At 34.2% G+C, this 22,081-nt stretch carries 20 protein-coding genes and 1 pseudogene; 9 read left to right on the forward strand and 12 right to left on the reverse strand.

The genetic code is table 11. From position 1 onward, the window contains the following. Nucleotides 1-275: 275 nt before the first annotated feature. From FLACHUCJ7_RS13090 to FLACHUCJ7_RS13110, 5 genes are all read right to left on the reverse strand, one after another. Nucleotides 276-605, reverse strand: coding sequence for a hypothetical protein (locus FLACHUCJ7_RS13090; protein WP_219634093.1), 330 nt, complete (start codon nt 603-605; stop codon nt 276-278). A 215-nt stretch (nt 606-820) separates the two neighbouring features. Further along, the gene (locus tag FLACHUCJ7_RS13095; protein ID WP_180909184.1) at nt 821-2,260 is read right to left on the reverse strand and encodes a TolC family protein; all 1,440 of its coding nucleotides are present in this window, start codon (nt 2,258-2,260) and stop codon (nt 821-823) included. Further along, entirely contained in the window at nt 2,253-5,420 is a 3,168-nt protein-coding gene (locus FLACHUCJ7_RS13100; protein ID WP_180909185.1) for an efflux RND transporter permease subunit, read from the reverse strand. The genes FLACHUCJ7_RS13095 and FLACHUCJ7_RS13100 overlap by 8 nt, the downstream gene beginning before the upstream one ends. Nucleotides 5,421-5,519: 99 nt before the next feature. Further along, nucleotides 5,520-6,602, reverse strand: coding sequence for an efflux RND transporter periplasmic adaptor subunit (locus FLACHUCJ7_RS13105; RefSeq protein WP_078225982.1), 1,083 nt, complete (start codon nt 6,600-6,602; stop codon nt 5,520-5,522). 171 nt (nt 6,603-6,773) lie between these two features. After that, nucleotides 6,774-7,151 carry a hypothetical protein gene (locus FLACHUCJ7_RS13110; protein ID WP_031457356.1) on the reverse strand — a complete coding sequence of 126 codons (378 nt, stop codon included), beginning with the start codon at nt 7,149-7,151 and terminating at the stop codon, nt 6,774-6,776. Nucleotides 7,152-7,605: 454 nt separating this feature from the next. On the opposite strand from FLACHUCJ7_RS13110, the gene FLACHUCJ7_RS13115 reads away from it, so the two are divergent. From FLACHUCJ7_RS13115 to FLACHUCJ7_RS13150, 8 genes are all read left to right on the forward strand, one after another. Then, the gene (locus FLACHUCJ7_RS13115) at nt 7,606-8,106 is read left to right on the forward strand and encodes a tetratricopeptide repeat protein (protein WP_031457355.1); all 501 of its coding nucleotides are present in this window, start codon (nt 7,606-7,608) and stop codon (nt 8,104-8,106) included. Nucleotides 8,107-8,230: 124 nt separating this feature from the next. Then, nucleotides 8,231-9,190 carry an ion channel gene (locus FLACHUCJ7_RS13120; protein WP_031457354.1) on the forward strand — a complete coding sequence of 320 codons (960 nt, stop codon included), beginning with the start codon at nt 8,231-8,233 and terminating at the stop codon, nt 9,188-9,190. 75 nt (nt 9,191-9,265) lie between these two features. Further along, complete coding sequence (locus tag FLACHUCJ7_RS13125) at nt 9,266-10,165, forward strand: MerR family transcriptional regulator (RefSeq protein WP_031457353.1); 900 nt, start codon at nt 9,266-9,268, stop codon at nt 10,163-10,165. Between the two features lie 34 nt (nt 10,166-10,199). Beyond that, nucleotides 10,200-11,666 carry a phytoene desaturase family protein gene (locus FLACHUCJ7_RS13130; RefSeq protein ID WP_180909186.1) on the forward strand — a complete coding sequence of 489 codons (1,467 nt, stop codon included), beginning with the start codon at nt 10,200-10,202 and terminating at the stop codon, nt 11,664-11,666. A gap of 3 nt (nt 11,667-11,669) precedes the next feature. Further along, complete coding sequence (locus FLACHUCJ7_RS13135; RefSeq protein ID WP_180909187.1) at nt 11,670-12,509, forward strand: phytoene/squalene synthase family protein; 840 nt, start codon at nt 11,670-11,672, stop codon at nt 12,507-12,509. Between the two features lie 225 nt (nt 12,510-12,734). Further along, complete coding sequence (locus FLACHUCJ7_RS13140) at nt 12,735-13,175, forward strand: sterol desaturase family protein (RefSeq protein ID WP_078225978.1); 441 nt, start codon at nt 12,735-12,737, stop codon at nt 13,173-13,175. A gap of 166 nt (nt 13,176-13,341) precedes the next feature. Then, nucleotides 13,342-13,809: an SRPBCC family protein gene (locus tag FLACHUCJ7_RS13145; protein WP_078225977.1), complete on the forward strand. Its 468-nt coding sequence runs from the start codon at nt 13,342-13,344 to the stop codon at nt 13,807-13,809. 178 nt (nt 13,810-13,987) lie between these two features. Continuing rightward, nucleotides 13,988-15,283, forward strand: coding sequence for a cryptochrome/photolyase family protein (locus FLACHUCJ7_RS13150; protein WP_180909188.1), 1,296 nt, complete (start codon nt 13,988-13,990; stop codon nt 15,281-15,283). Nucleotides 15,284-15,478: 195 nt separating this feature from the next. On the opposite strand, the gene FLACHUCJ7_RS13155 is transcribed toward FLACHUCJ7_RS13150, so the two are convergent. The 3 genes from FLACHUCJ7_RS13155 to FLACHUCJ7_RS13165 all read right to left on the reverse strand — a co-directional run bounded on the left by FLACHUCJ7_RS13155 (nt 15,479) and on the right by FLACHUCJ7_RS13165 (nt 16,572). Beyond that, nucleotides 15,479-15,793 (reverse strand): type II toxin-antitoxin system RelE/ParE family toxin, encoded by a 315-nt coding sequence (locus FLACHUCJ7_RS13155; RefSeq protein ID WP_180909189.1) that lies wholly within the window; start codon nt 15,791-15,793, stop codon nt 15,479-15,481. Beyond that, nucleotides 15,784-16,020 (reverse strand): hypothetical protein, encoded by a 237-nt coding sequence (locus tag FLACHUCJ7_RS13160; protein ID WP_078225975.1) that lies wholly within the window; start codon nt 16,018-16,020, stop codon nt 15,784-15,786. Before FLACHUCJ7_RS13160 ends, FLACHUCJ7_RS13155 begins: the two co-directional genes overlap by 10 nt. Nucleotides 16,021-16,239: 219 nt before the next feature. Continuing rightward, complete coding sequence (locus FLACHUCJ7_RS13165; RefSeq protein WP_180909190.1) at nt 16,240-16,572, reverse strand: hypothetical protein; 333 nt, start codon at nt 16,570-16,572, stop codon at nt 16,240-16,242. A 341-nt stretch (nt 16,573-16,913) separates the two neighbouring features. Between FLACHUCJ7_RS13165 and FLACHUCJ7_RS13170 the strand changes: the two genes are divergently transcribed. Then, nucleotides 16,914-18,452 (forward strand): IS1182 family transposase, encoded by a 1,539-nt coding sequence (locus FLACHUCJ7_RS13170; protein WP_230408821.1) that lies wholly within the window; start codon nt 16,914-16,916, stop codon nt 18,450-18,452. 228 nt (nt 18,453-18,680) lie between these two features. On the opposite strand, the gene FLACHUCJ7_RS13175 is transcribed toward FLACHUCJ7_RS13170, so the two are convergent. From FLACHUCJ7_RS13175 to FLACHUCJ7_RS13190, 4 genes and pseudogenes are all read right to left on the reverse strand, one after another. Then, nucleotides 18,681-19,541 (reverse strand): carboxypeptidase-like regulatory domain-containing protein, encoded by an 861-nt coding sequence (locus FLACHUCJ7_RS13175; protein WP_180909191.1) that lies wholly within the window; start codon nt 19,539-19,541, stop codon nt 18,681-18,683. A gap of 180 nt (nt 19,542-19,721) precedes the next feature. Then, nucleotides 19,722-20,681, reverse strand: a complete 960-nt coding sequence (locus tag FLACHUCJ7_RS13180) for a hypothetical protein (RefSeq protein ID WP_180909192.1) — start codon at nt 20,679-20,681, stop codon at nt 19,722-19,724. 183 nt (nt 20,682-20,864) lie between these two features. Then, entirely contained in the window at nt 20,865-21,713 is an 849-nt protein-coding gene (locus FLACHUCJ7_RS13185) for a hypothetical protein (RefSeq protein WP_180909193.1), read from the reverse strand. Nucleotides 21,714-21,748: 35 nt separating this feature from the next. Beyond that, a pseudogene (locus FLACHUCJ7_RS13190) lies at nt 21,749-22,081 on the reverse strand (hypothetical protein); the annotation flags it as partial.

Raw genomic sequence — 22,081 nt, forward strand, 5'->3', positions numbered from 1 at the left:
TTTATTGTTTCAGATATATTTTTTTCGTTTGTATGACTGATGTCTTAGTTTACCGCGTTGCAAACGCTACCACAATTCTTTTAATTTATGTTTGCAAACGAGCACCTGTTTACTTTAAAACACTAATCGAAGCGTTTGCAACGCTATTCGTTTACCACAATGGCTCAACTGCAACATTACAAAAAACAGTATATCTTCTTCGTAATTTCTATAATTGCTGTTTATATAATCACATACATTAAACACAACTTGAGCCTCTGCAGGATTATAATGTATTACTTCTGCATTAACTCTTCTGTATCCAGCCTTTCATTTTCCTTATCAACTTTAGATTTAATAAAACTAAATATTAAACATGCAAATACAAATAAGATAAAAAAATAAGACAAAAAAGTTGAAAAACTTCTTTTAGCTTCAGAGCCAGCAATTTTAAGTTGTATTTTTTGCATCTCCGTAGCGCCAATACTATTATGCCTTAAATTTTGATCAACCTGAAAATTATACAGATTGGTTATAATATTATTTAAATACCAAAAGCAAAATCCAAAAAAGATAATACAACAAATTTTTATAATAAACAGATAACTGAGCTTTCGATATTTCATATTAATGATTGAATTACATAACAGCCATAAAAACAACTACAATTCCATATACTAAAGTGGACTTTGTATCAAGAACACCTGAAATTTATTTCAGCTAATATAACAATCTTATTATTACAAAAGAAAATCAGTACTCAAATCACAAACCAAAAAACCTCCCGAAATTTTACTTTCCGGGAGGTTCAGTCCTACAACTATTAATATAAAAAATGATATTATTTCCAGCCACCGCCTAAGTTCCTGTAAACATGAACTGTTGCGTTTAATTGCTCTTTTTTGGTGTCTATTAATTCCAGTTTGGCTTCTAAGGCATCACGCTGTGTCATCAAAACTTCAAAATAATCTACTCTGGCAGATTTAAACAAATCATTAGAAACATCAATCGATTTATTTAAGGCATCTACCTGCTGTGATTTTAAATCGTATCCTTTTTGCAGGTTATCAATTTTTGAAAGTTGATTGGAAACTTCCAGATAGGCATTCAAAATTGTACGATCATAATTATACAAGGCCTGAAGCTGTCTTGCATTGGCACTTGAAAACTCTGCTTTGATGGCATTTCTGTTGATCAGCGGTGCAGCCAGATCTCCAGCTAATGAATACAAAATAGACTCCGGAAACGTAAACAAATACGAAGGATTAAAGGCCTGTACACCCACCGCAGCTGAAATATCCAGTGATGGATAGAACTCGGCACGAGCTACTTTTACATCCAGTTTTGCTGCTGCCAGTTCTAATTCTGCTTGTTTTACATCGGGACGGTTTTGCAGTAATTGCGAAGGAATTCCGGAATTTACGGTAGCCGGTACCAAATCGATAAAATTGGTTTTTTCCCTTTTGATTTCCTGCGGATAACGCCCTAACAAGAAGTTGATTCGGTTCTCAGCTTCTTTTATCTTTTGAAGAATGTCGAATTCCATACTTTTAGAAGTCAAAACCTCAGCCTGAAATTTTTGAACAGCCAATTCTGTTGCTCTTGCTGCTTCTTTCTGAACTTTTACAATTTCCAAAGCATTGGTTTGGAGCTGAATGTTCTGTTTTACAATATCCAGTTGACTATCCAAGGCTAACAGTTCATAATAATTGTCAGCGATTTCGGCAATAAGATTAGTTACTACAAAATTCTTTCCTTCAACCGTGGCTAAATATCGGGTTACAGCCGCTTTTTTAGAATTACGCAGTTTTTTCCAGATATCTACTTCCCAGTTAGCGTAAGCAGCAATCGTAAAATCACCAAGCGGATCCGGGGTTTCTTTGCCTGGTTTAATTTCTGTGGTCGCATCTCCGGCACCCTGACTGGTATAACGACCCACTTTTTCAACTCCGGCTCCGGCACGCACACCAACTGTTGGCAGGTAAGCCCCTTTTTTGATACGAATATCGTTTTTGGCTATTTCAATTTCCTGAAGCGTAATATTTAACTCCTGATTGTTTTTCAGGGCGACATCAATTAAATCTGTCAGGTTTTTATCTTTAAAAAAGTCCTTCCACGCAATAGCTGACGTTGAGGTTGTGTCCTGAGTTTTGGCATAACCAAAAGATTCAGGAACCGGTTTGCTGGCAGTTGACACCTCTGGAGCGGGAGCCTTACAGCTTACTGCAGCAAGACAAATACTTGCTGCAATACTGCATTGATATAATTTAAATTTATACATGATTGTTATCAATTTCTTCAGTTAATGGATTTTCTTCTTCATGTTTCACCAATTTGTGTTTCTCGGCAATTTTACCAAAAATGTAATACAATCCCGGAATCACAAATACTCCGCAAATAGTTCCAATAAGCATTCCTCCTGCCGCTGCTGTACCAATGGTTCTGTTTCCAATTTTACCCGGACCGGTTGCAAAAGCTAGCGGTAATAATCCGGCGATAAACGCAAATGAAGTCATCAAAATAGGACGAAACCTGGCTTTTGAGCCTTCCATTGCAGCTTCCAAAACTGATTTTCCTGCGGCATGCCTTTGAATCGCAAACTCTACAATCAGTACGGCATTTTTACCCAGCAGTCCAATAAGCATTACCATGGCAACCTGAGCATAAATGTTATTTTCTAATCCGGTTAATTTCAATAAAAAGAAAGCTCCAAAAATACCCGCCGGCAACGAAAGAATTACTGATAATGGTAAAATGAAACTTTCGTATTGCGCTGCTAAAACCAAATAAACAAATCCTAAACAGATTAAGAACACCCAAATGGCCTGATTGCCCTGCGCTACCTCATCGGCAGAAATACCTGCCCAGTCGATATCATATCCTCTCGGTAATTTTTTGGCCGCTACTTCCTGAATAACTTTGATAGCCGTTCCTGAACTATATCCTATAGCAGGACCACCACTGATTTCGGTTGAAGTATACATATTATGACGCGTAATTTCTGAAAGTCCGTATACTTTTTCCAGTTTCATAAAAGCTGAAAAAGGAACCATTTCATCCCGGTCATTTTTTACATACAGTTTTAAGATATCATCCGGCTGAGCACGATATTCCGGTGCCGCCTGAACGATTACTTTATAGTTGATTCCGTATTTAATGAAACTGATTTCGTAGTTACTCCCTACAAGCGTTGATAAAGTGTTCATTGCATTTTCGATCGAAACGCCTTTTTGCTGTGCCAGATCATTATCTACTTTCATCATATACTGAGGAAAACTCGCACTAAAGAAACTGAAGACGTTTGTTAATTCAGGACGTTTGTTCAGTTCTTCTACAAACTCTTTATTGACTTCTTCCAGTTTTTTGAAATCACTTGTACCCGTTTTGTCCAGAAGACGAAGTTCAAATCCTCCAGCTGCTCCATATCCCGGAACTGCAGGTGGCTGGAAAAATTCAATATTGGCTCCAGGAATGTCTTTCGATTTTTCTTCGAGTTCGATCATAATTTCCTGAACAGATTGTTTACGATCATTCCAGTCTTTTAAATTGATCAGACAGGTTCCCGCATTCGCTCCGGTACCTTCCGTCAGGATTTCATAACCTGCAAGTGATGAAACTGATTTCACCCCTTCTATGCCTTCGGCTATTTTTTGCAATCTCTCTGCAATATTATTTGTTCGCTCTAATGATGAACCCGGAGGTGTCTGGATAATGGCATAGAACATTCCCTGATCCTCATTCGGAATAAATCCGGAAGGAACCGTGCTGCTGATTAACCAGGTTCCGGCACAAAATCCAAGAAGTGCAATAATAGTTACGGCTCTTCTGTTTACAATTTTTGCCAATACATTTTGGTATTTACCCTGAGCCAGGTTAAACTTATTGTTGAAACCATCAATGAATCTGTTTACCGGTGTTTTCTTTTTAGGCTTACCATGATTATTTTTCAGCATCATCGCACAAAGTGCAGGCGTTAAAGTTAAAGCCACAATACCCGAAAGTATAATTGCAGTTGCCATTGTAATCGAGAACTGTCTGTAGAAAACCCCCACAGGACCTGACATAAACGCAACCGGAATAAATACTGCCGCCATTAAAAAAGTGATTGCAATAATAGCCCCCGCAATTTCGTGCATCGCTTTTTTTGTAGCTTTAAATGGCGACAGATGTTCTTCTTCCATCTTGGCGTGAACAGCTTCGATAACCACAATCGCATCATCGACGACGACTCCAATTGCCAGTACCAGTGCAAATAAAGTAATCAGGTTAAGCGAAATATCGAAGAAGGTCATGAATACAAAAGTTCCAATCAGCGAAACCGGCACCGCAATTGCCGGGATAACGGTAGAACGCCAGTCTCCCAAGAAAAGAAATACTACTAAACCTACCAGAATAAAGGCTTCTATTAAAGTATGAATTACTTTTTCGATAGAAGCATCAAGGAATTTAGAAACGTCATACGAAATTTCATAATCCATTCCTTTTGGAAATTTGGTTTTGATTTTTTCCAGTTTGGATTTTACATCTTCAATAACCTGATTCGCATTACTTCCAAAAGATTGTTTCAATACGATTGCTGCAGATGGTTTTCCATTTAAATTGGAATAAATATCATACATCGAGCTTCCAAATTCTACAGTGGCAATATCTTTTAAACGTAAAAGTTCTCCATTAGGATTAGATCTTACTACAATATTACCGTATTGCTCCTTAGTTGTAAAACGCCCTGAATACTTCAATACATATTCGAATGCCTGAGAACGTTTACCGGAACTCTCTCCCGTTTTACCGGGCGAAGCTTCTAAACTCTGGCTTGATAATGCTTCCATTACCTCTTCGGCTGAAATTTTATACGCCAGCATTCGGTCAGGCTTTAACCAGATACGCATAGCATATTCACGTGTTCCTAAAATATCTCCCGAACCAACACCGTTTACCCTTTTCAATTCTGACAGTATATTGATATCTGCATAATTGTAAAGGAACTTCATATCAGTATTTTTATCGTTACTGTAAAGGTTCACATACATCAGCATACTTGGAACCTCACGGGTAATTTTTACCCCTTCCCTAACTACCAGAGGAGGAAGTTTATTGGTAACCGATGCCACACGGTTCTGAACGTTGATAGCTGCCTGATTTGGGTCTGTACCTAAATTGAAAACCACCTGAATACTGGCTTCACCGTCATTTCCGGCATCAGATGTCATATATTTCATTCCCGGAACACCGTTAAGGGCGCGTTCCAACGGAATAATAACCGATTTGATCATCAACTCACCATTCGATCCCGGATAATCTGCCGTGATATTAACCATCGGAGGAGAAATCGAAGGAAACTGGGTGATCGGTAAACTTATTACCGACAATATCCCTAAAAAGACAATTACCAACGATATAACGATCGACAGTACAGGTCTTTGTATAAATTTATTAAACATTTAAATATTTTTTAATGATTAGACTAATTGGAATGTTTCAAGTTTCAGGTTTAAAACTCAGCGTAAAACTTTAAAAACCTGAAAAAACTTAAACAAAACTTACTCCGCTTTTAATCGTAAATTTTTGATCACCTTTTGAGGAGCTATATAACTGTAATTGATCTTATCATCTTCTTTTACTTTCTGAACACCTTCAAGTAAAATTTTATCATTTTCAGTTATTCCACTGCTTATCACATACAAATCCGGAATTTCGCCTGTAATCGTAATTTCTTTTGAACTTACCTTATTGTTTTTGCCTACAACAAAAACATATTTTTTGTCCTGAATTTCGTAAGTTGCTTTTTGCGGAATTACAACAGCATTCTTCAAAGGAACCAGCATTTGAACTTTTCCGGTTTCTCCGTTTCTAAGCAGTTTCCCGTTATTAGCAAACCTTGCTCTAAAAGCAATATTTCCGGTTTCATTATCAAATTCACTTTCAATAAGTTCTACTTTACCTTTGTATTTAAAAGATTCACCGTTTGCCAAAAGTAAGTTTACTGTGTTTTCGGCACGGTCTTTCACATTGGTTTGATATTGAAGGTATTCCGGCTCCGAAACGTTGAAATAAGCAAACATCTGACTGTTGTCTGAAAGGCTGGTTAACAATTCGCCTTCGTCAATAAGACTTCCTAATTTTAAAGGAATTCTATCAATCGTTCCGTCAAAAGGAGCTCTGATTTCTGTAAAAGACAAATGAAGTTTTGCCAGAGCAACCTCAGCTTTAGCTGATTGCACTTTGGCCAGCGCTACTGCCTGTTCGTTTTTAGAAACAATATTCTTATCTGCCAGTGTTTTGGCATTTAGCAATTCAATTTCAGCTGCTTTCTGTTCTGCCTGTGCTTTAAGCAGTTCCGCTTCATACATTTTCGGCATGATTCTGAATAGTATCTGGCCGGCTTTAACAAACTGACCTTCATCAACATAAATATTTTGCAAAAACCCTTTTTCCTGGGCGCGGATTTCGATGTTTCGTACAGAGCGAATCTGCGAAACATATTCTTTGGTAAATGAAGTGTCAATTCTAACCGGATTGGTAACCGTGAATTTTTCCGCTTCCTCTTTTTCTTCTTTTTTAGACGTACAACTGGTTAGGCACACCAAGGCTATTAAGCCTGCTAATACAACAATTCTCTTCATGATTTAAGTATGGAAATTAAGCGATTGAATATCGGGAATGCAAAAATTCCCTTAAAAGTAAAAGCACCAGTAACCATAGTCAGAACAGAACTGTACCATGAAAGAAGTAAAAAAATATACATCTATGAGATATGAATGCTCATAACTCAGGCAACTGATGTATAATATTTATCAGATTCTTAAAACGCGCTGCGTAATATAAATAGGATTTGAATTGCCGCAGAAGGGCACGAAAAATTTGAAGTGGCTGTGATAATTAACCGTAATTTGATCTGAGAACGTCAAATACCAATTATCAAGCAGACTGTAATTTGCAGTAAAAACTTTATTTGTTAAACCGTTTTTAAGAGCATCACCGGAATATTCCTCATCCAGATCCAGATCGGCTTCTTCTATAATAGAACTTCCCTGCTCCTGACTGGTATATTTTATATGGTGTTTGTGCCCGTAAGTATGACCAGAATTTTGATGTGTACCCGCACTTAGATATTGCCCTCCGCCAAACAGAAGGAAATTCATAAATACCATAAATACAATTATTCTTTTCATATGGGTGCGAAAGTAAGCAAAGTATCAAAACAAAAAAAGAAATTTTAATAAGGTTTAACAACTAAAAACAACGAAAACGTTTTCTATTGCGGATATAAAACGTAACAATTTAATTTTCAGATTTTATTTGTAAATAATAGACGATGTTTTTGATTTATTTCGAGATTTAATTTTGATTTTACGGCTTTGCAGGCCGCCAACACATGATAGTTTTTTTAAACGCATTATTAGATGTTTTTGACATATAATTTCAAATAAAGGCGACATTTAATAGATTCTATAATCAAGGAATATATTTTAATCCCAAATATTCCCTCATTCTTTAAAAATTGATTACTTGCATTGTACAGAAAATTTAATTTTTAATTTCCATTTTTTTAAGTAAAACACCTTCTCTTAGAAAATAAATATTTCTATATTCGTCACATATTAATTTAACCCCAAATTAGTTTTTATGAAACACGTATTACTTACTTTATTTTTTATGGCGACCTGTTCTGTATGGTCACAATCTGCAACTGCCTATTTTGACAAGGCAATGAAAAAAGCCGAAGCAGGAAACACTAAAGGCGCTATTGCAGACTATACGAAAGCAATCAGTATGAATTCAAAATTTGTTGAGGCTTATCAAAACAGAGGTGTTGCCAAATACAAGCTCAACGATTTAGAAGGAGCTTTAGCCGATTTTAGCAAAACAATCGAATTAGACAACATGAACGCTGATGCCTTTACCGGAAGGGCTAACGTTAATTACAAATTATTAAAGTATCCTGAAACTATAAAGGATTGCTCTTATTCCATTATGTTAAATCCTAAAGATTATGTTGCTTATAACCTTAGAGCTTTAGCTTATAACAAATCAGGCGACAAAAAAAATTGCTGCAAAGATTTCTCTAAAGCCATTGAATTAGGCAGCCAGAGTGCAATAAAAAACAGAGCTACTTTTTGTAAATAATATAGTAGCTGAAAAATATTCCTGAGCAATCTGTAGAATTCAAATTTTACAGATTGCTTTTTTTGTAAAAAACGCATATCTCCAGCCTAAAAAGATAGTATTACATTTGCTCAAAATAAAATAAATGGCTCTCTTAAGAAAAATAAATAACAAAGCCCAAACAGATCAAAATTCGGGTTTCGGTACCAATGCAAATAGTTATGGCGGACGTTTTGTAAATAAAAACGGAACCCCGAATATCGAGAAAAGAGGTATGCACTTGTTACGCCGAATCAGCTGGTACCATACCATGATTGATATGCCCAACTGGAAGTTTATGCTCATTCTGTTTACATTTTACATCGTAATCAATTTTATTTTTGCCGTTCTGTATTACGCAATCGGAATTGAGCATCTTGATGGAATTGCACAATCTCAAAGTGTATTGACACAATTTGGACAGGCATATTTCTTCAGTGCCCAAACTTTTACCACTGTTGGTTATGGACACATCAGTCCAACGGGATTTTTCACGAGTGCACTTTCAGCTGCCGAAGCTTTGATTGGTCTTTTGAGTTTTGCTATTGCTACCGGTTTATTTTTTGGAAGATTCAGTAAGCCAACTGCATTTTTAAAGTTTTCGCACCATGCGTTAATTGCTCCTTACAAGGACCATAAAGGTTTAATGATTCGGCTTGTACCTTTTAAGAACACCAATTTTACAGATGCCAAAGCAAAAGTAACCCTTGGAATGACGGTAGAAGAGAACGGAATAATGACCAATAAATTTTACAATCTTGATTTAGAATTAGACAGAATTAATGCTCTTTCGTTAAGCTGGACATTAGTTCACCCCATTACAGAGAACAGCCCTGTCTATAATTTTACAGAAGAAGATTTCAAGAAAATTCATGGTGAAATTTTGGTATTCATTACCACTTTTGATGATATGTTCAGTAATACTGTCGCTGCCAGAACCTCATATACTTTTAATGAAATTATATATGGCGCCAGGTTTAAAACCATGTACAACCGAAGCAAAAATGGCTCAAAAACAATTTTGCATTTAGACTTGTTAAACAGCTTCGAACGAGTAACTTTCTAATATTTTATCATTTTAAACACGTTAGTAAGGTTATCTCAGTTTTTATTCTATTTTTGTTTATCCCAATACTACGAAATGATAAACAATATAAAAACCGTTTTCAGCATAAAAGATCTTGAAAACTTATCCGGAATAAAAGCACATACCATTCGCATATGGGAAAAAAGATATAATGTTCTTGAACCTATGCGAACAGATACCAATATTCGACTATACAATTTAGCCAGTTTACAAAAGCTGCTAAATATTACATTACTTCACGAATATGGGTACAAAATATCTAAAATAGCCACTTTCCCTGAAGAAAAAATACCGCAGTTAGTTCGTGAAATTATTTCTATGAAAAATTCACAGAACTATGCTATCAATTCCTTTAAGATGTCTATGATGAATTTCGATCAGGAAATCTTTTTCAACACCTTTGACTGGTTAATTTCTGAAAAATCATTTCAGGAGGTTTTTAAGGAACATTTTCTTCCTCTCTTAAAAGAATTAGGGCTATTATGGCAATCGCAAACTATAAGCCCGGCAAATGAACATTTCATGAGCCATTTGATCAAACAAAAAATATTAATTTATACAGAAAATCTTCAAATCCTGAAACCCACCAAAACTGATAAAGTTTTTGTGCTCTCCTTACCAATGAATGAGATTCATCAAATAGGATTGCTGTATCTTCAATATGAAATTTTACTGCAAGGATATAAAACTATTTATTTAGGCGAAAGCATGCCTATCGAAAACCTGCAGGACCTTACCAAATATTTTAATACAATCACTTTTGTGACCTTCATGACTGTTCAGCCGGACCGAAACATAGTGAATCAGTATGTAAAAACAATGGAACAAAAATTATTACTTAAAAGCAATGAAATCTGGCTTATCGGAAAAATGACAGAACATATTGACAGAAGAAACTTATCTGAAAGAACCTATGTTTTCGATTCTATGGAAGAAACAATTAATAAAATATAATTTTGTTTAAAGTTTTTGTACATTTGTTAAACAAATGAAAAAAACTATCTCCATAATAGGTTCTGGATTCTCTGCTTTAGCAGCTTCGTGCTACCTTGCACAACAAGGGCATGAGGTAACAATTTACGAAAAAAACGATTCAATTGGTGGCCGGGCAAGACAGTTTAAAAGCAATGGCTTTACCTTTGATATGGGACCAAGCTGGTATTGGATGCCGGATGTTTTTGAACGTTTCTTTAACGACTTCGATAAAAAACAATCTGAATATTATGAGCTTATAAAGTTAAATCCGGCTTATCGGGTTTATTTTGGAATAGATGATTTTATTTCTATCCATGATAATCTTGAGGCTATAAAATCGACTTTTGAAAACATTGAAAAAGGTAGTGGTCAAAAACTGCAAAGTTTTATCAATAGCGCCAAAAGCAATTATGATATCGCGATAAAAGATTTAGTATATCGTCCCGGAGTTTCTGCTCTGGAACTAATTACATCAAAAACGATTTTAAAACTTAACCAGTTTCTTAGCAACGTCAGTTCTGATATTCGAAAAGAATTCAAAGATGAAAGATTAATTCAGATTCTGGAATTCCCGGTTTTGTTTCTGGGCGCTAAACCTTCGAAGACGCCTTCATTTTACAATTTTATGAATTATGCCGATTTTGGTTTAGGAACCTGGCATCCTAAGACCGGAATGTTTGATGTGGTTCGTGGTATCGAAAAATTAGCCTTGGAATTAGGAGTAACAATAAAAACGAACTCTCCTGTTGAAAAAATAATTATTGAAGACCAAACCGCAACCGGAATCATAATTGACGGAAAAAAAATTAAATCTGACATCATTTTAAGTGGTGCCGATTATCACCATACCGAAACTTTACTCGAAAAACAGCATCGTTCTTATTCTGAAACATATTGGGAAAGCAGAGTTTTTGCCCCTTCATCTCTTTTATTTTTTGTTGGTTTCGATAAAAAAATAGAAAACATTACCCACCATGCTTTATTTTTTGATGTCGATTTTAACCAGCATGCAGCTGATATTTATGACAATCCAAAATGGCCTGATGCGCCATTATTTTACGCTAATTTTCCATCAAAAACAGATGAAACTGCTGCACCTGAAGGAATGGAAACCGGGTTTTTCCTAATTCCGCTTGCACCGGGAATAAATGACAGTCAATTGCTTAGAGAAGAATATTTTGCAAAAATAATTAATCGATTTGAGCAGATTACGCAACAAAAAATTAAAAATAACATTATCTTTAAAAGATCATTCTGTAAAAACGATTTTGTAACAGATTACCATGCTTACAAAGGAAATGCATACGGAATGGCAAATACCTTATTACAAACTGCTTTTTTGAGGCCAAAACTAAAAAGCAAAAAAGTTCGTAACTTATATTTTACAGGACAATTAACTGTTCCTGGACCAGGGGTTCCGCCTGCTTTAATTTCAGGAAAATTAGTTGCTGAGTTAATTCAAAAATCACTTAGATCTTAAAAAATGAAAGCACTATTCGACGCCGTTTCTTTTAAATGCAGTAAGCTAATTACACAAAATTACAGCACCTCATTTTCGCTGGCAGTTAAAATGTTATCGCCCAGCATTCGCGATGCCATTTACAGCATTTACGGATTTGTACGTTTTGCAGACGAAATTGTCGATTCTTTTCATGATTACGAAAAGGAATATCTTATCGATGATTTCGAAAAAGAATATTACAAAGCCATGCAATTAGGAATTAGCCTGAATCCTATACTTAACTCTTTCCAGCACACTGTAAAACAATACAATATCACAGACGATTTGGTTCAGGCATTTTTACGAAGCATGAAATTAGATCTCATCAAATCAACTTACAACTCACAAGCTGAGTATGAAGATTACATTTACGGATCTGCAGATGTTGTGGGTTTAATGTGCCTTAAAGTTTTTGTAAAAGGAAACAATCAAAAGTATGATCAGCTAAAAAATGAAGCAATGCGTTTGGGTTCTGCGTTTCAAAAAGTGAATTTCCTGAGGGATTTAAAAGACGACAATTTGGTTTTAAACCGAAATTATTTCCCGGGAGCCGATTTGAATTCATTCGATGAAAATGCAAAAACTGCTATCATCAACGAAATCGAAGAAGATTTCAAAGTTGCCTATCAGGGAATTGTGAAGCTGCCTATGGAAGCAAAGTTTGGTGTTTATACGGCATTTATTTATTATAAAAAATTGCTTAAAAAACTAAAAAACACACCGTGTTCAGAAATTGGAAATTCAAGAATCCGCGTTTCTAATTACACCAAAGCCGGACTTTTAGCGCAATCTTTTGTAACTTACAAACTGAAATTGGTTTAGGTTTTTTAGTTCTTTTGTCATTCCGACGAAGGAGGAATCTTCACAAGAAACTCCGTAATCAAAGGTTATAATCTTTGTCGATTTTGCAACGGAGATTCCTCCTTTGTCGGAATGACAAGATTGAGTGAAGTAATGAATTAAAAACCTTTAGAGTTAATCTTTTATCATTTAAAGCTTAATCCTAAATTTTTTAAACAATAATTTTAATAAATCAACAAATACAAAATGATTTCTTTTTTAATCTTTTTAGGTGTGTTCCTGTTTATGGAATGTGTGACCTGGCTCACGCACAAGTACATTATGCACGGATTGATGTGGTATTTTCATGCCGACCATCATCAGCCCAAATACGAGCACACTTTTGAGCGCAACGACATCTTTTTTGTCATTTTCGCCATTCCGAGTATTGTTCTCTTTTATTTTGGAGTGCAGGGTGGGTTAAATTATTTGTTTTTTATAGCATGTGGCATCACGGCATACGGAATATGCTATTTTATGATTCATGATGTGCTAATTCATCAGCGTTTTAAATGGTTCAAAAATACCAAAAACAAATATCTGATCGGATTACGAAAAGCACATAAAATTCATCACAAACATTTAGGAAAAGAGCATGGAGAATGCTTCGGAATGTTATTTGTCCCTTTCAAATATTATAAAATGTAGTATAATTTGGGCGTTCCCCAAGGGTCGGGTTTTCCGTTCCCGCTTTTTTGTGACAGGCAGACCTTAACGATAGCGACAAACGAAATAAATGCCTGCCACAAAAAGAGCTCCACTACAACCCCTAACGCAACCGTATTTCAGGAACTATACGTAAATAATTGTATTTATGAAATTATACAAAATAGAAACCGAACAACTTATAAACGCCAGTGTTGAAGAATGCTGGGATTTTTTTTCAAGCCCAAAAAACCTTCAAACCATTACACTTGACAACATGAGTTTCGAAATTCAGGATTTTGATGGCAAACGCATGTATCCCGGACAAATTATCACCTATACTTTAAAACCGCTTTTAGGAATCAAAATTAATTGGGTTACTATTATTACAGTATGCAAGGAAAACCAATACTTTATAGACGAACAGCGCTTTGGACCTTATGCTTTATGGCATCACAAACATTTTTTTGAATCAACAGAAAATGGAGAAACAAAAATGACAGACATTGTCCATTATGCGTTGCCATTAGGAATTTTAGGCCGTTTTATGAATACATTGATAGTAAAAAACAAACTGAAAACCATCTTTGATTATCGTCGAAATAAGATCGAGGAATTGTTCAATTCGAAATTATAATTACAGATTTTAAGTTTAAACACATAGAAACATAGATTCTCTTAGTGGTTAAAGGCGTTTCACTTGCATGAAAACACATAGCTATGTATTTAGTAATGTGTTTCTCTTTTATACCCTTTTCAGGAAATTAAAATCTATGTGCCTATGTGTTAAAAAATATTCAGTAAAAACTCATACAATGGCAAAACAAAAAGTTACTCTTTTCTGGTTCAGACGTGATTTGCGTTTAGAAGACAATACCGCATTATTTCACGCGTTGCAATCAGATTTTCCTGTGATTCCTCTTTTTATCTTTGATGATGAGATTCTGGAAAACCTTCCTAAAGATGATGCCAGGGTAAGTTTTATTTATGACTCACTTGAAAAAATAAACAAGGAACTTAAAACAATTGATTCCTCACTTTTAATCAAAAAAGGAAAAACATTTGAAGTATGGAATTCGCTTATTGCCGAATTCGACATTCAAAATGTTTTTTTTAACAAAGATTATGAACCGTATGCCATCAAACGGGATCTGGCCATTGGTAAAGTATTAAAGCAAAATAATATCGAATCGTTTTCTTTCAAAGATCATGTGATTTTTGAAGAAAAAGAAATCACAAAAGCGGACGGGCTTCCGTACACGATTTACACGCCCTACAAAAACAAATGGCTGGAGAACTATCATCTTTCCGGGCAAGCACCTGAATATGACACCAAACCATTATTGAGCAGCTTTGTAAAAAAACAATTTCCATTTCCCGAATTATCACAAATTGGTTTTGAGATAAGTACAATAAAAGTACTTCCTCATAACTTAACCCAGATTGGGAATTATAAGGAAATCCGTGATTTTCCTGCTTTAGATGGAACTTCTTATTTGTCTCCGCATTTGCGTTTTGGAACGGTAAGTATCCGAAAATTGGTGAACTGGGCGAATCGTAAAAACCAGACTTTTTTAAGCGAACTGATCTGGAGAGAATTTTTCATTCAGATTCTCTTTAGCTTTCCGAAATGTGTCAATCATAATTTTAAGTCAGCTTATGATGGAATTCAATGGCGCAATAACGAAGACGATTTCAAACGCTGGTGTTCCGGAACTACCGGATATCCGATGGTGGATGCCGGAATGAGACAACTCAATGAAACCGGTTACATGCACAACCGCGTGCGTATGGTAGTGGCTAGTTTTTTATGCAAACATTTACTCATTAACTGGCAATGGGGAGAAGCCTATTTTGCAGAGAAATTATTAGATTTTGAATTGGCCTCCAACGTAGGCAACTGGCAATGGGCTGCCGGAACTGGCTGTGATGCGGCACCCTATTTCAGGGTTTTCAATCCGGAAATTCAACTGAAGAAATTTGACGAAAAAGGAATCTACATACGCAAATGGATTCCTGAATTTGATTTTGGTTACAATGAGCCTATGGTTGATCATGCTTTTGCGAGAGATCGTGCGATTGCTACTTATAAAGAGGGGATTATTAAGTAACGTTTCAAAACTAATCTGTAACTGGTAATCAGATAATTTCGAGTTCTTTTAGCTTGCAATTATGCCAGACGTTTTTGAGCTTGGAGAAGTTTGGGTTTATATTGCAACATTCCATTCAGACTGAAGTCAAATGTAATAACATCTTTGCATTATAAACTTAGTCAAAATTTGTTAAAACATCTTATTAGAGGTGGCTTATTTTGTACGCTTTATTTTTGTTGGATTTTGTCGCGTATCAAATATATCAAAAACTTCAATTCTGTTTTTCTCTAAGTTTACCCAATAAATGATTTTATAATTTTTAAAAACGAGATAGCGAAAATCTCTAGAGTCTTTGTCCAGTAATTCTTCTTGTCCAATAGTTGGATTCTTTTTAAGTTTCGCCGCTTCTTTTGTAATTCCAAGAACAACATTTCTTGCAACATTTAAACTTGCCTCTTCTTTGTAGTAATCGAAGATATTTTTTAGTTCTTTTTTTGAAAAATCAGTCCAATAAATTTCTAATCCCATTTTTCTATTTCGGAAATTAATTTACTGTTCTCGGTAAGTTTTCCATTTTTAGAATCTTCTGTTGATTGATCAATTCTTTTCTGAAACTCTTTCATTGTCATTGGTTTCAACTCAAAACTATTTTGGGTTTCTTTCTGTAATAGTTTTTCTAAATGAGAAATTGCTTTCTCACTTTCTAGTTTGAGAAAATCTTTTATAAAGTTTAATTTTCGAGTTTGCAAATCCATTTTTTCTGTCTTTCTTTTTTCAAAATTACAAATTAACTTTGAACGATTGTTTTATTTTATACAGATTTTGCCAAAGCTTACCCTCAGGTCTAGCATTACAGCGGGTTTTGAAGTAAATTAAGTTCTATTTTCGGATTTGCCAAATCATACCAAGTACAAGACCAACTTTCCATTAAGCCAAATGCCCAAATCCGTTGTAGCGTGTGTTGTAGGCAGTTTTTATTCTTTTGTTAAATAGTAGAATTCTCTTTCTAAATCATATTTCATTCGTTCAATACTTTTTTTCATTTGAAAATACGGTAAAATAGTAATTAATGATAGAAGCATAAACATAATTGGCATTCCGAATTCTGATTGATTTTGATTTCCATTTTTTAGAAATAGTATCAGTGCAAAAATCATAACGCCCCAAAACAAAATTAAAAAGCAATAAAAAAATTTAAAAAAAGAATCGAATCCAATAATTTCTATTTCAATTTTCGTTTTGGCATTTAGCTCTTTAAACTTGCCATATGCAATAGTATTTACTTTTGTATTGTTTGAACCGCCCAATTTTCTGCATATTTTAAAACCCTTATTGTCAATTTTACCTTTAAATATTTTTTTAGTCGAACGAAAACCTTCTAAAATATCATAATTATCTTCGTCAACAAAATTTTCAATTTTTTTTACTAAATCATTTATGTTAATTGGTAATTCTATAATGAGATTATCAATTAATTTTATTTTTTTTTAAAATTCAGTCATAAATTTATTTTCAATTCTGTTAGTTCTTTTTTAGAAAGTTTTGCTGTAAAATTGCATACAACGTCAGTCTGTGAAAAAACTTCCGTTGATTAGCAACAAATATAGGGAAGTATTGTTTAAAAACAGGATTTTTCGTATTTTTCGTAATGCAACATATACAAGGAATTTCCCGCCAACAAATGCGTTTTTCAAGTTTAGAAGATGCAATATCTGCCGATAATCAAGTACGTTTTATAGATGCTTTTGTAACCTTTTTAGATTTGGAAAAACTTGGTTTTGCAGTTACTTCTATTAAATCAGAAGGTCGACCGAGCTATAATATCAAAGTGTTTTTGAAAATCTATTTATACGGCTATCTCCATGGATTAAGAAGTAGCCGCAAGCTGGAAAAAGAATGTTTTAGAAACATTGAAATGCAGTGGTTGTTAGAAGATATGCGTCCCAACTACCACAGTATCTCTGACTTTAGAAAGAACAATCCCCTTGCATTAAAGAACCTGTTCAAACTCTTTGTAGTTTTCCTGAAAGATGCCGATTTAATAGCAGGAGAAACCATTGCTATTGATGGAACTAAAAGCCGAGCGCACAATAGCCGTAAAGCTAATTTCAATCAAAAGAAAATAGATAAACATTTAGAATACATCGAAATCAAAACCCAGGAGTACCTTGATGCTTTGGAAGAAAATGATGCAAAGCAGAACCCTGAAAAAATCAAAAACATCAAGCAGAAAATTGAACGTTTAAAACAAAACAAAATCCGCTATGAATTACTGGAAGAAAAACTAGAAGCAAGTGGCGAACCTCAAATAAGCACCACCGATAGTGATGCCAGAGCCCTATTAGTGCAAGGGCAAGTGGTTGAAATCTCATTTAACATTCAGGCTGCAGTCGATGCCAAACACAATCTTGTGGTAGCCACTCATACCATCAACAAGAACGACCGCAGTGCTTTATCTGCCATTGCTCTTGAAGCCAAAGAGAATTTAGGAATTGAAACTTATACTGCATTAGTGGACAAAGGCTATCATAATGGCAAACAAATAGAAATTTGCAAACAAGCCAATATCACTACAATTGTAGCGCAACCCGAACAAGGAAAAAGTAACGAAAAAGGTACAACTAAGGATTACCTGGTTGCCAGGTTTCGATACGATAAAATGACCGATACTTATACTTGCCCACAAGGTGAAATACTAAAAACTACTGGTAGTTGGCATAAAAAAACTACGGATAAAGACAGCTATAATTTTAAAAAGTACCGAACCCCAAAATGCAAAGAATGTCCTGTAAAACATTTATGTACCAGTAGAGCAGCAGGCAGGGAAATAGACCGCAGCCAATATGCCGATGCAGTAAAAGAAAATAATAAACGTTATGATGAAAACCCACAACTCTATCGCAAGCGACAGGAAATCAACGAGCATATCTTTGGGACTATCAAACGACAATGGGGCTATAACCACACCAACTTAACGGGACTCGAAAAAGTAAACGCAGAACACAGCTTAATTATGCTGGTCTATAACATCAAACGCAGTATCAATATACTGGGCGTACCGGATCTGATCGCAAAACTCCAAAAATGGAATTCACCCTACAAGGCAAAAGTCTTGTTTTTACTAAAAACGAGTTATTTAAAGCTTCATACAACAACTAATTTTTATCCCGAGAAATTAGCAGCCTAAAAAAAGTGATTCAATATAAGGCTTTATTTGAATTACAGTAAAGTAAAATCTAGAGGTTTTAACTGGAAAAGGAGGTTTTTTCACAGCCTGACGTCCCCGCGCTACAAGCAGTTTGGGACTAAATTAAGCCGATTCTTCGGATTTGCCAAATCTTGCAAATACAAAACCAACTTCCCATTAAGCCTAATACCCAAATTGCTTGTAGCGTGTGTTGTGCGTTCGTTTTTTTTATTTACACATTGTATTTAAATAAAAACTTAAACTTTGCCCACTTTTTTTCCAAGAATCCATAGATTTTTCTCTAAAAAAACCTGTTTCAGTTGCAGACATTGCCGTTGATATTCCAAAATATTTGCTTTTTTCGTTTGCTTTTTTGCTTTCAACCCATTGAATTGTAATTGCAATATCCTCTGTTTCCTTATCTAAATAAATTTCATATGGTTTTAAGTCTAAATTAAACCAACCTTTAAATTCATCTTTGATTTCAAAAACAATATCTTTTTCAACAATAAGTTCTGTTGGAAATCCATTTTCTATTTTATAAAAATTCAACCTAAATTTTAGAGAACTAAATTCATTAGAAGTTATATTAAAATTTAAATCATTTATTTTGCAATCTTTTTTTAGTTTGAATTTCATTCCTACTTCTTTACTCAATCGGTCATCAACATCTTTTTCGTAATAAGTGTAAAAATTGGTGTGCATTAGTCCAAAACCTTTTGAATTTCTTCCAAGTATTTTAGGTTTGGGTTTTACAAATTTTACTACAACTTCATCTAATTGGTTCTTTTCAGGTTCTAATTCAATTACGTTATTTAAAAGATTAAGTTTAGATATTGCAATTGTTTTAGTTTGATAACCAACATAAGAAAATGTTACCAAATCATTTTCATTAATGCTTTCATTAAGTTTTAAAGAAAACTTACCATCAAAACTTGATACAGTTCCTGTATTTTTATTTGAAATTCCGATATTAGCGTATTGTAAGAAAGTTTTATTTTCAGTATCTTTTATTTCTCCGTTTATTATTTTTTCTTGAGAAAAAGAATTTAAAGTTATTGCAACAAAAAGGAATAAATATAATTTCATATTTTTTTTGGTTTTAGTTTCGTTACGCTAAAATGACGCACAACGTTCCGGCGCTTGGCGAGGTTGCGAGCTTCGGAACCGATTATTTTCTGTTAAAAATAAAATTTCTTGCGAAATGTAAACCTGTATTTACTACAAAATTCGCAATCTCGCCAAACGCCTGTTACCAGCAGGTTTTTTTTATTCTATTAGTTTGAATTCTGTTTTTGATTTTCCGCCAAACATTGAAAAATTACTTTCAATTTCCATTACGCCTTCATAATTAATCCATTTTCCTTTAAGAATTGAAAAATTACCTGTTGCATTATGCGAAATTTTCATAAATGTTTTTTTGTCAGTTTCCATTCCAAACATTCCACCCATTGGATTTCTAAAATCTCCGATTACGTATTCTTTTATATTATATTTAATTACAGCAATTTGGTCGCCATCTTTTTCCACGATTCGTTCAATATAAACAGAGTTTTCATTGCTTAAGCTATCGCAAACAAAATTTTGATCCATTTCGATTAAACTTAAGTTGAGTTTCCATTTTTCTCCAATTTCAACTTTTCTATTTGGAAGTTCAAATAATACTGAAATTAGATTTTTTTGAGAATTTTTATAATATGTACTTACAATTTCACCAGAATTAGTAATTCTCCCTCTCAAAACGACATTGCCATTTAAACCAACTAATCCTTTGTAAAGGTTTTTAAAGTTTAGACTATCTTTTTCTATTTCATCAATTTTATTTTTGTCTTTTTTCTTTTTTCCTTTTTGTTGATTTTCAGCTTTTTCTTGAGACATTATTTCTTTAAACTTCTCAATAGAATTATCTTTTTCTTCGTTAAACATTAGCATTTCAATATCAATTAGTTTTTCATTTTTTTTGTTTACGAAAAGATTAGTTTGATATTTCATACCTGAATTAATTTCTGAGAGTGATTCTCGTAATTTTTCGAAGTCTTTATCAGAGAAAATAGAAGTAGAGTCATTTTTACTCGAAACTTCGCTTTTTTCTTTAATAGCATTCATTGTAGTTTTATATTTCAAAGTATCATTTTTGGATATTTTCCATTCTAACGATATTTTTTCTTTAGATTGACTAAATGCTAAAGTTGATATAAAAAGTAAAAAAAATAATGTTTTAATTCTCATTTGGTTGTTTTTAAGATTCTGCGGCAAACTTGCTGGTAACGTCCCGGCGCTTGGCGAGGTTGCGAACTTCGGAACCGATTATTTTCTGTTAAAGATAAAATTTCTTGAGAGAAATAAACGTGAATTTACTACAAAATTCGCAATCTTGCCAAACGCCTGTTACCAGTAGTTGTTCTTCTTTCGTTAGTCTTCAAGCCTATATTTTTCTGTATAATTTTCTCTTGCTTTAAAGTGTCCAGTTCGTTTGTTGTAAAGGAATACAAATTCTACTGGAATTTTCTTGAATGGGTTTTCAACAGAATAAGTTACGGTCTTTCCGTTCATTGTTTCGCTGTCAAACCAGTCGCCATTTTTATTTTGTCCCTGAATAAGAACTATTTTTCCAACAAATGAAATGTCAGTGTAGCCGTCATTATTATAATCTTTTACTTTTAAATTTAATTCGTTTGGTTCATTGATTGAGTTGTCTTCGTGAGCATCATAAGTACGGACGAAATAGTCAAGATTGCTTTCAAAAACATCTTCTAAAGTGTCATTTGTGATTTTAAATATCTCGTGTCCACCGTTTCCTTTTGAAGTTCCAACAACCGTCATTAAGAACGGATTTTCATTTTTGAAAATTTCAATAAATTCGTATCGCTGTCCAGATAAAGTTTTTACTAGTTTTCCGTTTGATGTCAATAGTAACTGATACTTATACGGAAAAGCTGCACCACAACCAACTTTATAGTCATACTCAATAAAAAAGTAGTCGTTGTCTGAACCGTAGATTTTTACTTTTTTAAATGTCGTGATTTTTTCATTTGCCTTTTGAAATGGGCTTTCGTCAACTTCAAGTTCAAAAATTTTTCGCAGGTCTGCAATGAATTTTGTTGTGTCTTTTATTGTTGGAAAGTCGGAAACTTGTCTGAAGATTGTATCTGCTTTTTCTTGAGTTTCTGTCACAGGTAATTTTTCGTCTTTCGGTGTCTGCTTGTTAGCACAACCAAAAGTCGTCAAAATCAAAATTGTTAATGTGAGCAGTGTCTTCATACAATTCTAACTAACGTTTTATAGATATCTAAAAACTAAATTGTTATAAAATTAAAATCATCAACTTTGAATTGATGTTTTTCCATTTGTTTTTGTATTCTTTTTTGTACGGTTAGTTTTCTTTTTTCGTCTAAATATAAGTAATTTTCTGGATTATGGTATGAGGTATTTTTCACAATCATATTCCAAATGATTATACCTAATTTTCTTGCTGTTGCACTTATGGCAGATACTCTTCCTTTTCGAAAATTAATTCGATGAAAAAAGTTTCTCAGAGGTGTTGATTCTTTTAAATTCCCGATGGCATTGGCAGCATTTCGTAAGGCTATTTTCAAGCGATTACTCCCTTTTGGCACGCGACTGCTGAG

This window comes from Flavobacterium salmonis (assembly GCF_903819435.1).
Taxonomy (GTDB): Bacteria; Bacteroidota; Bacteroidia; order Flavobacteriales; family Flavobacteriaceae; genus Flavobacterium; species Flavobacterium chungangense.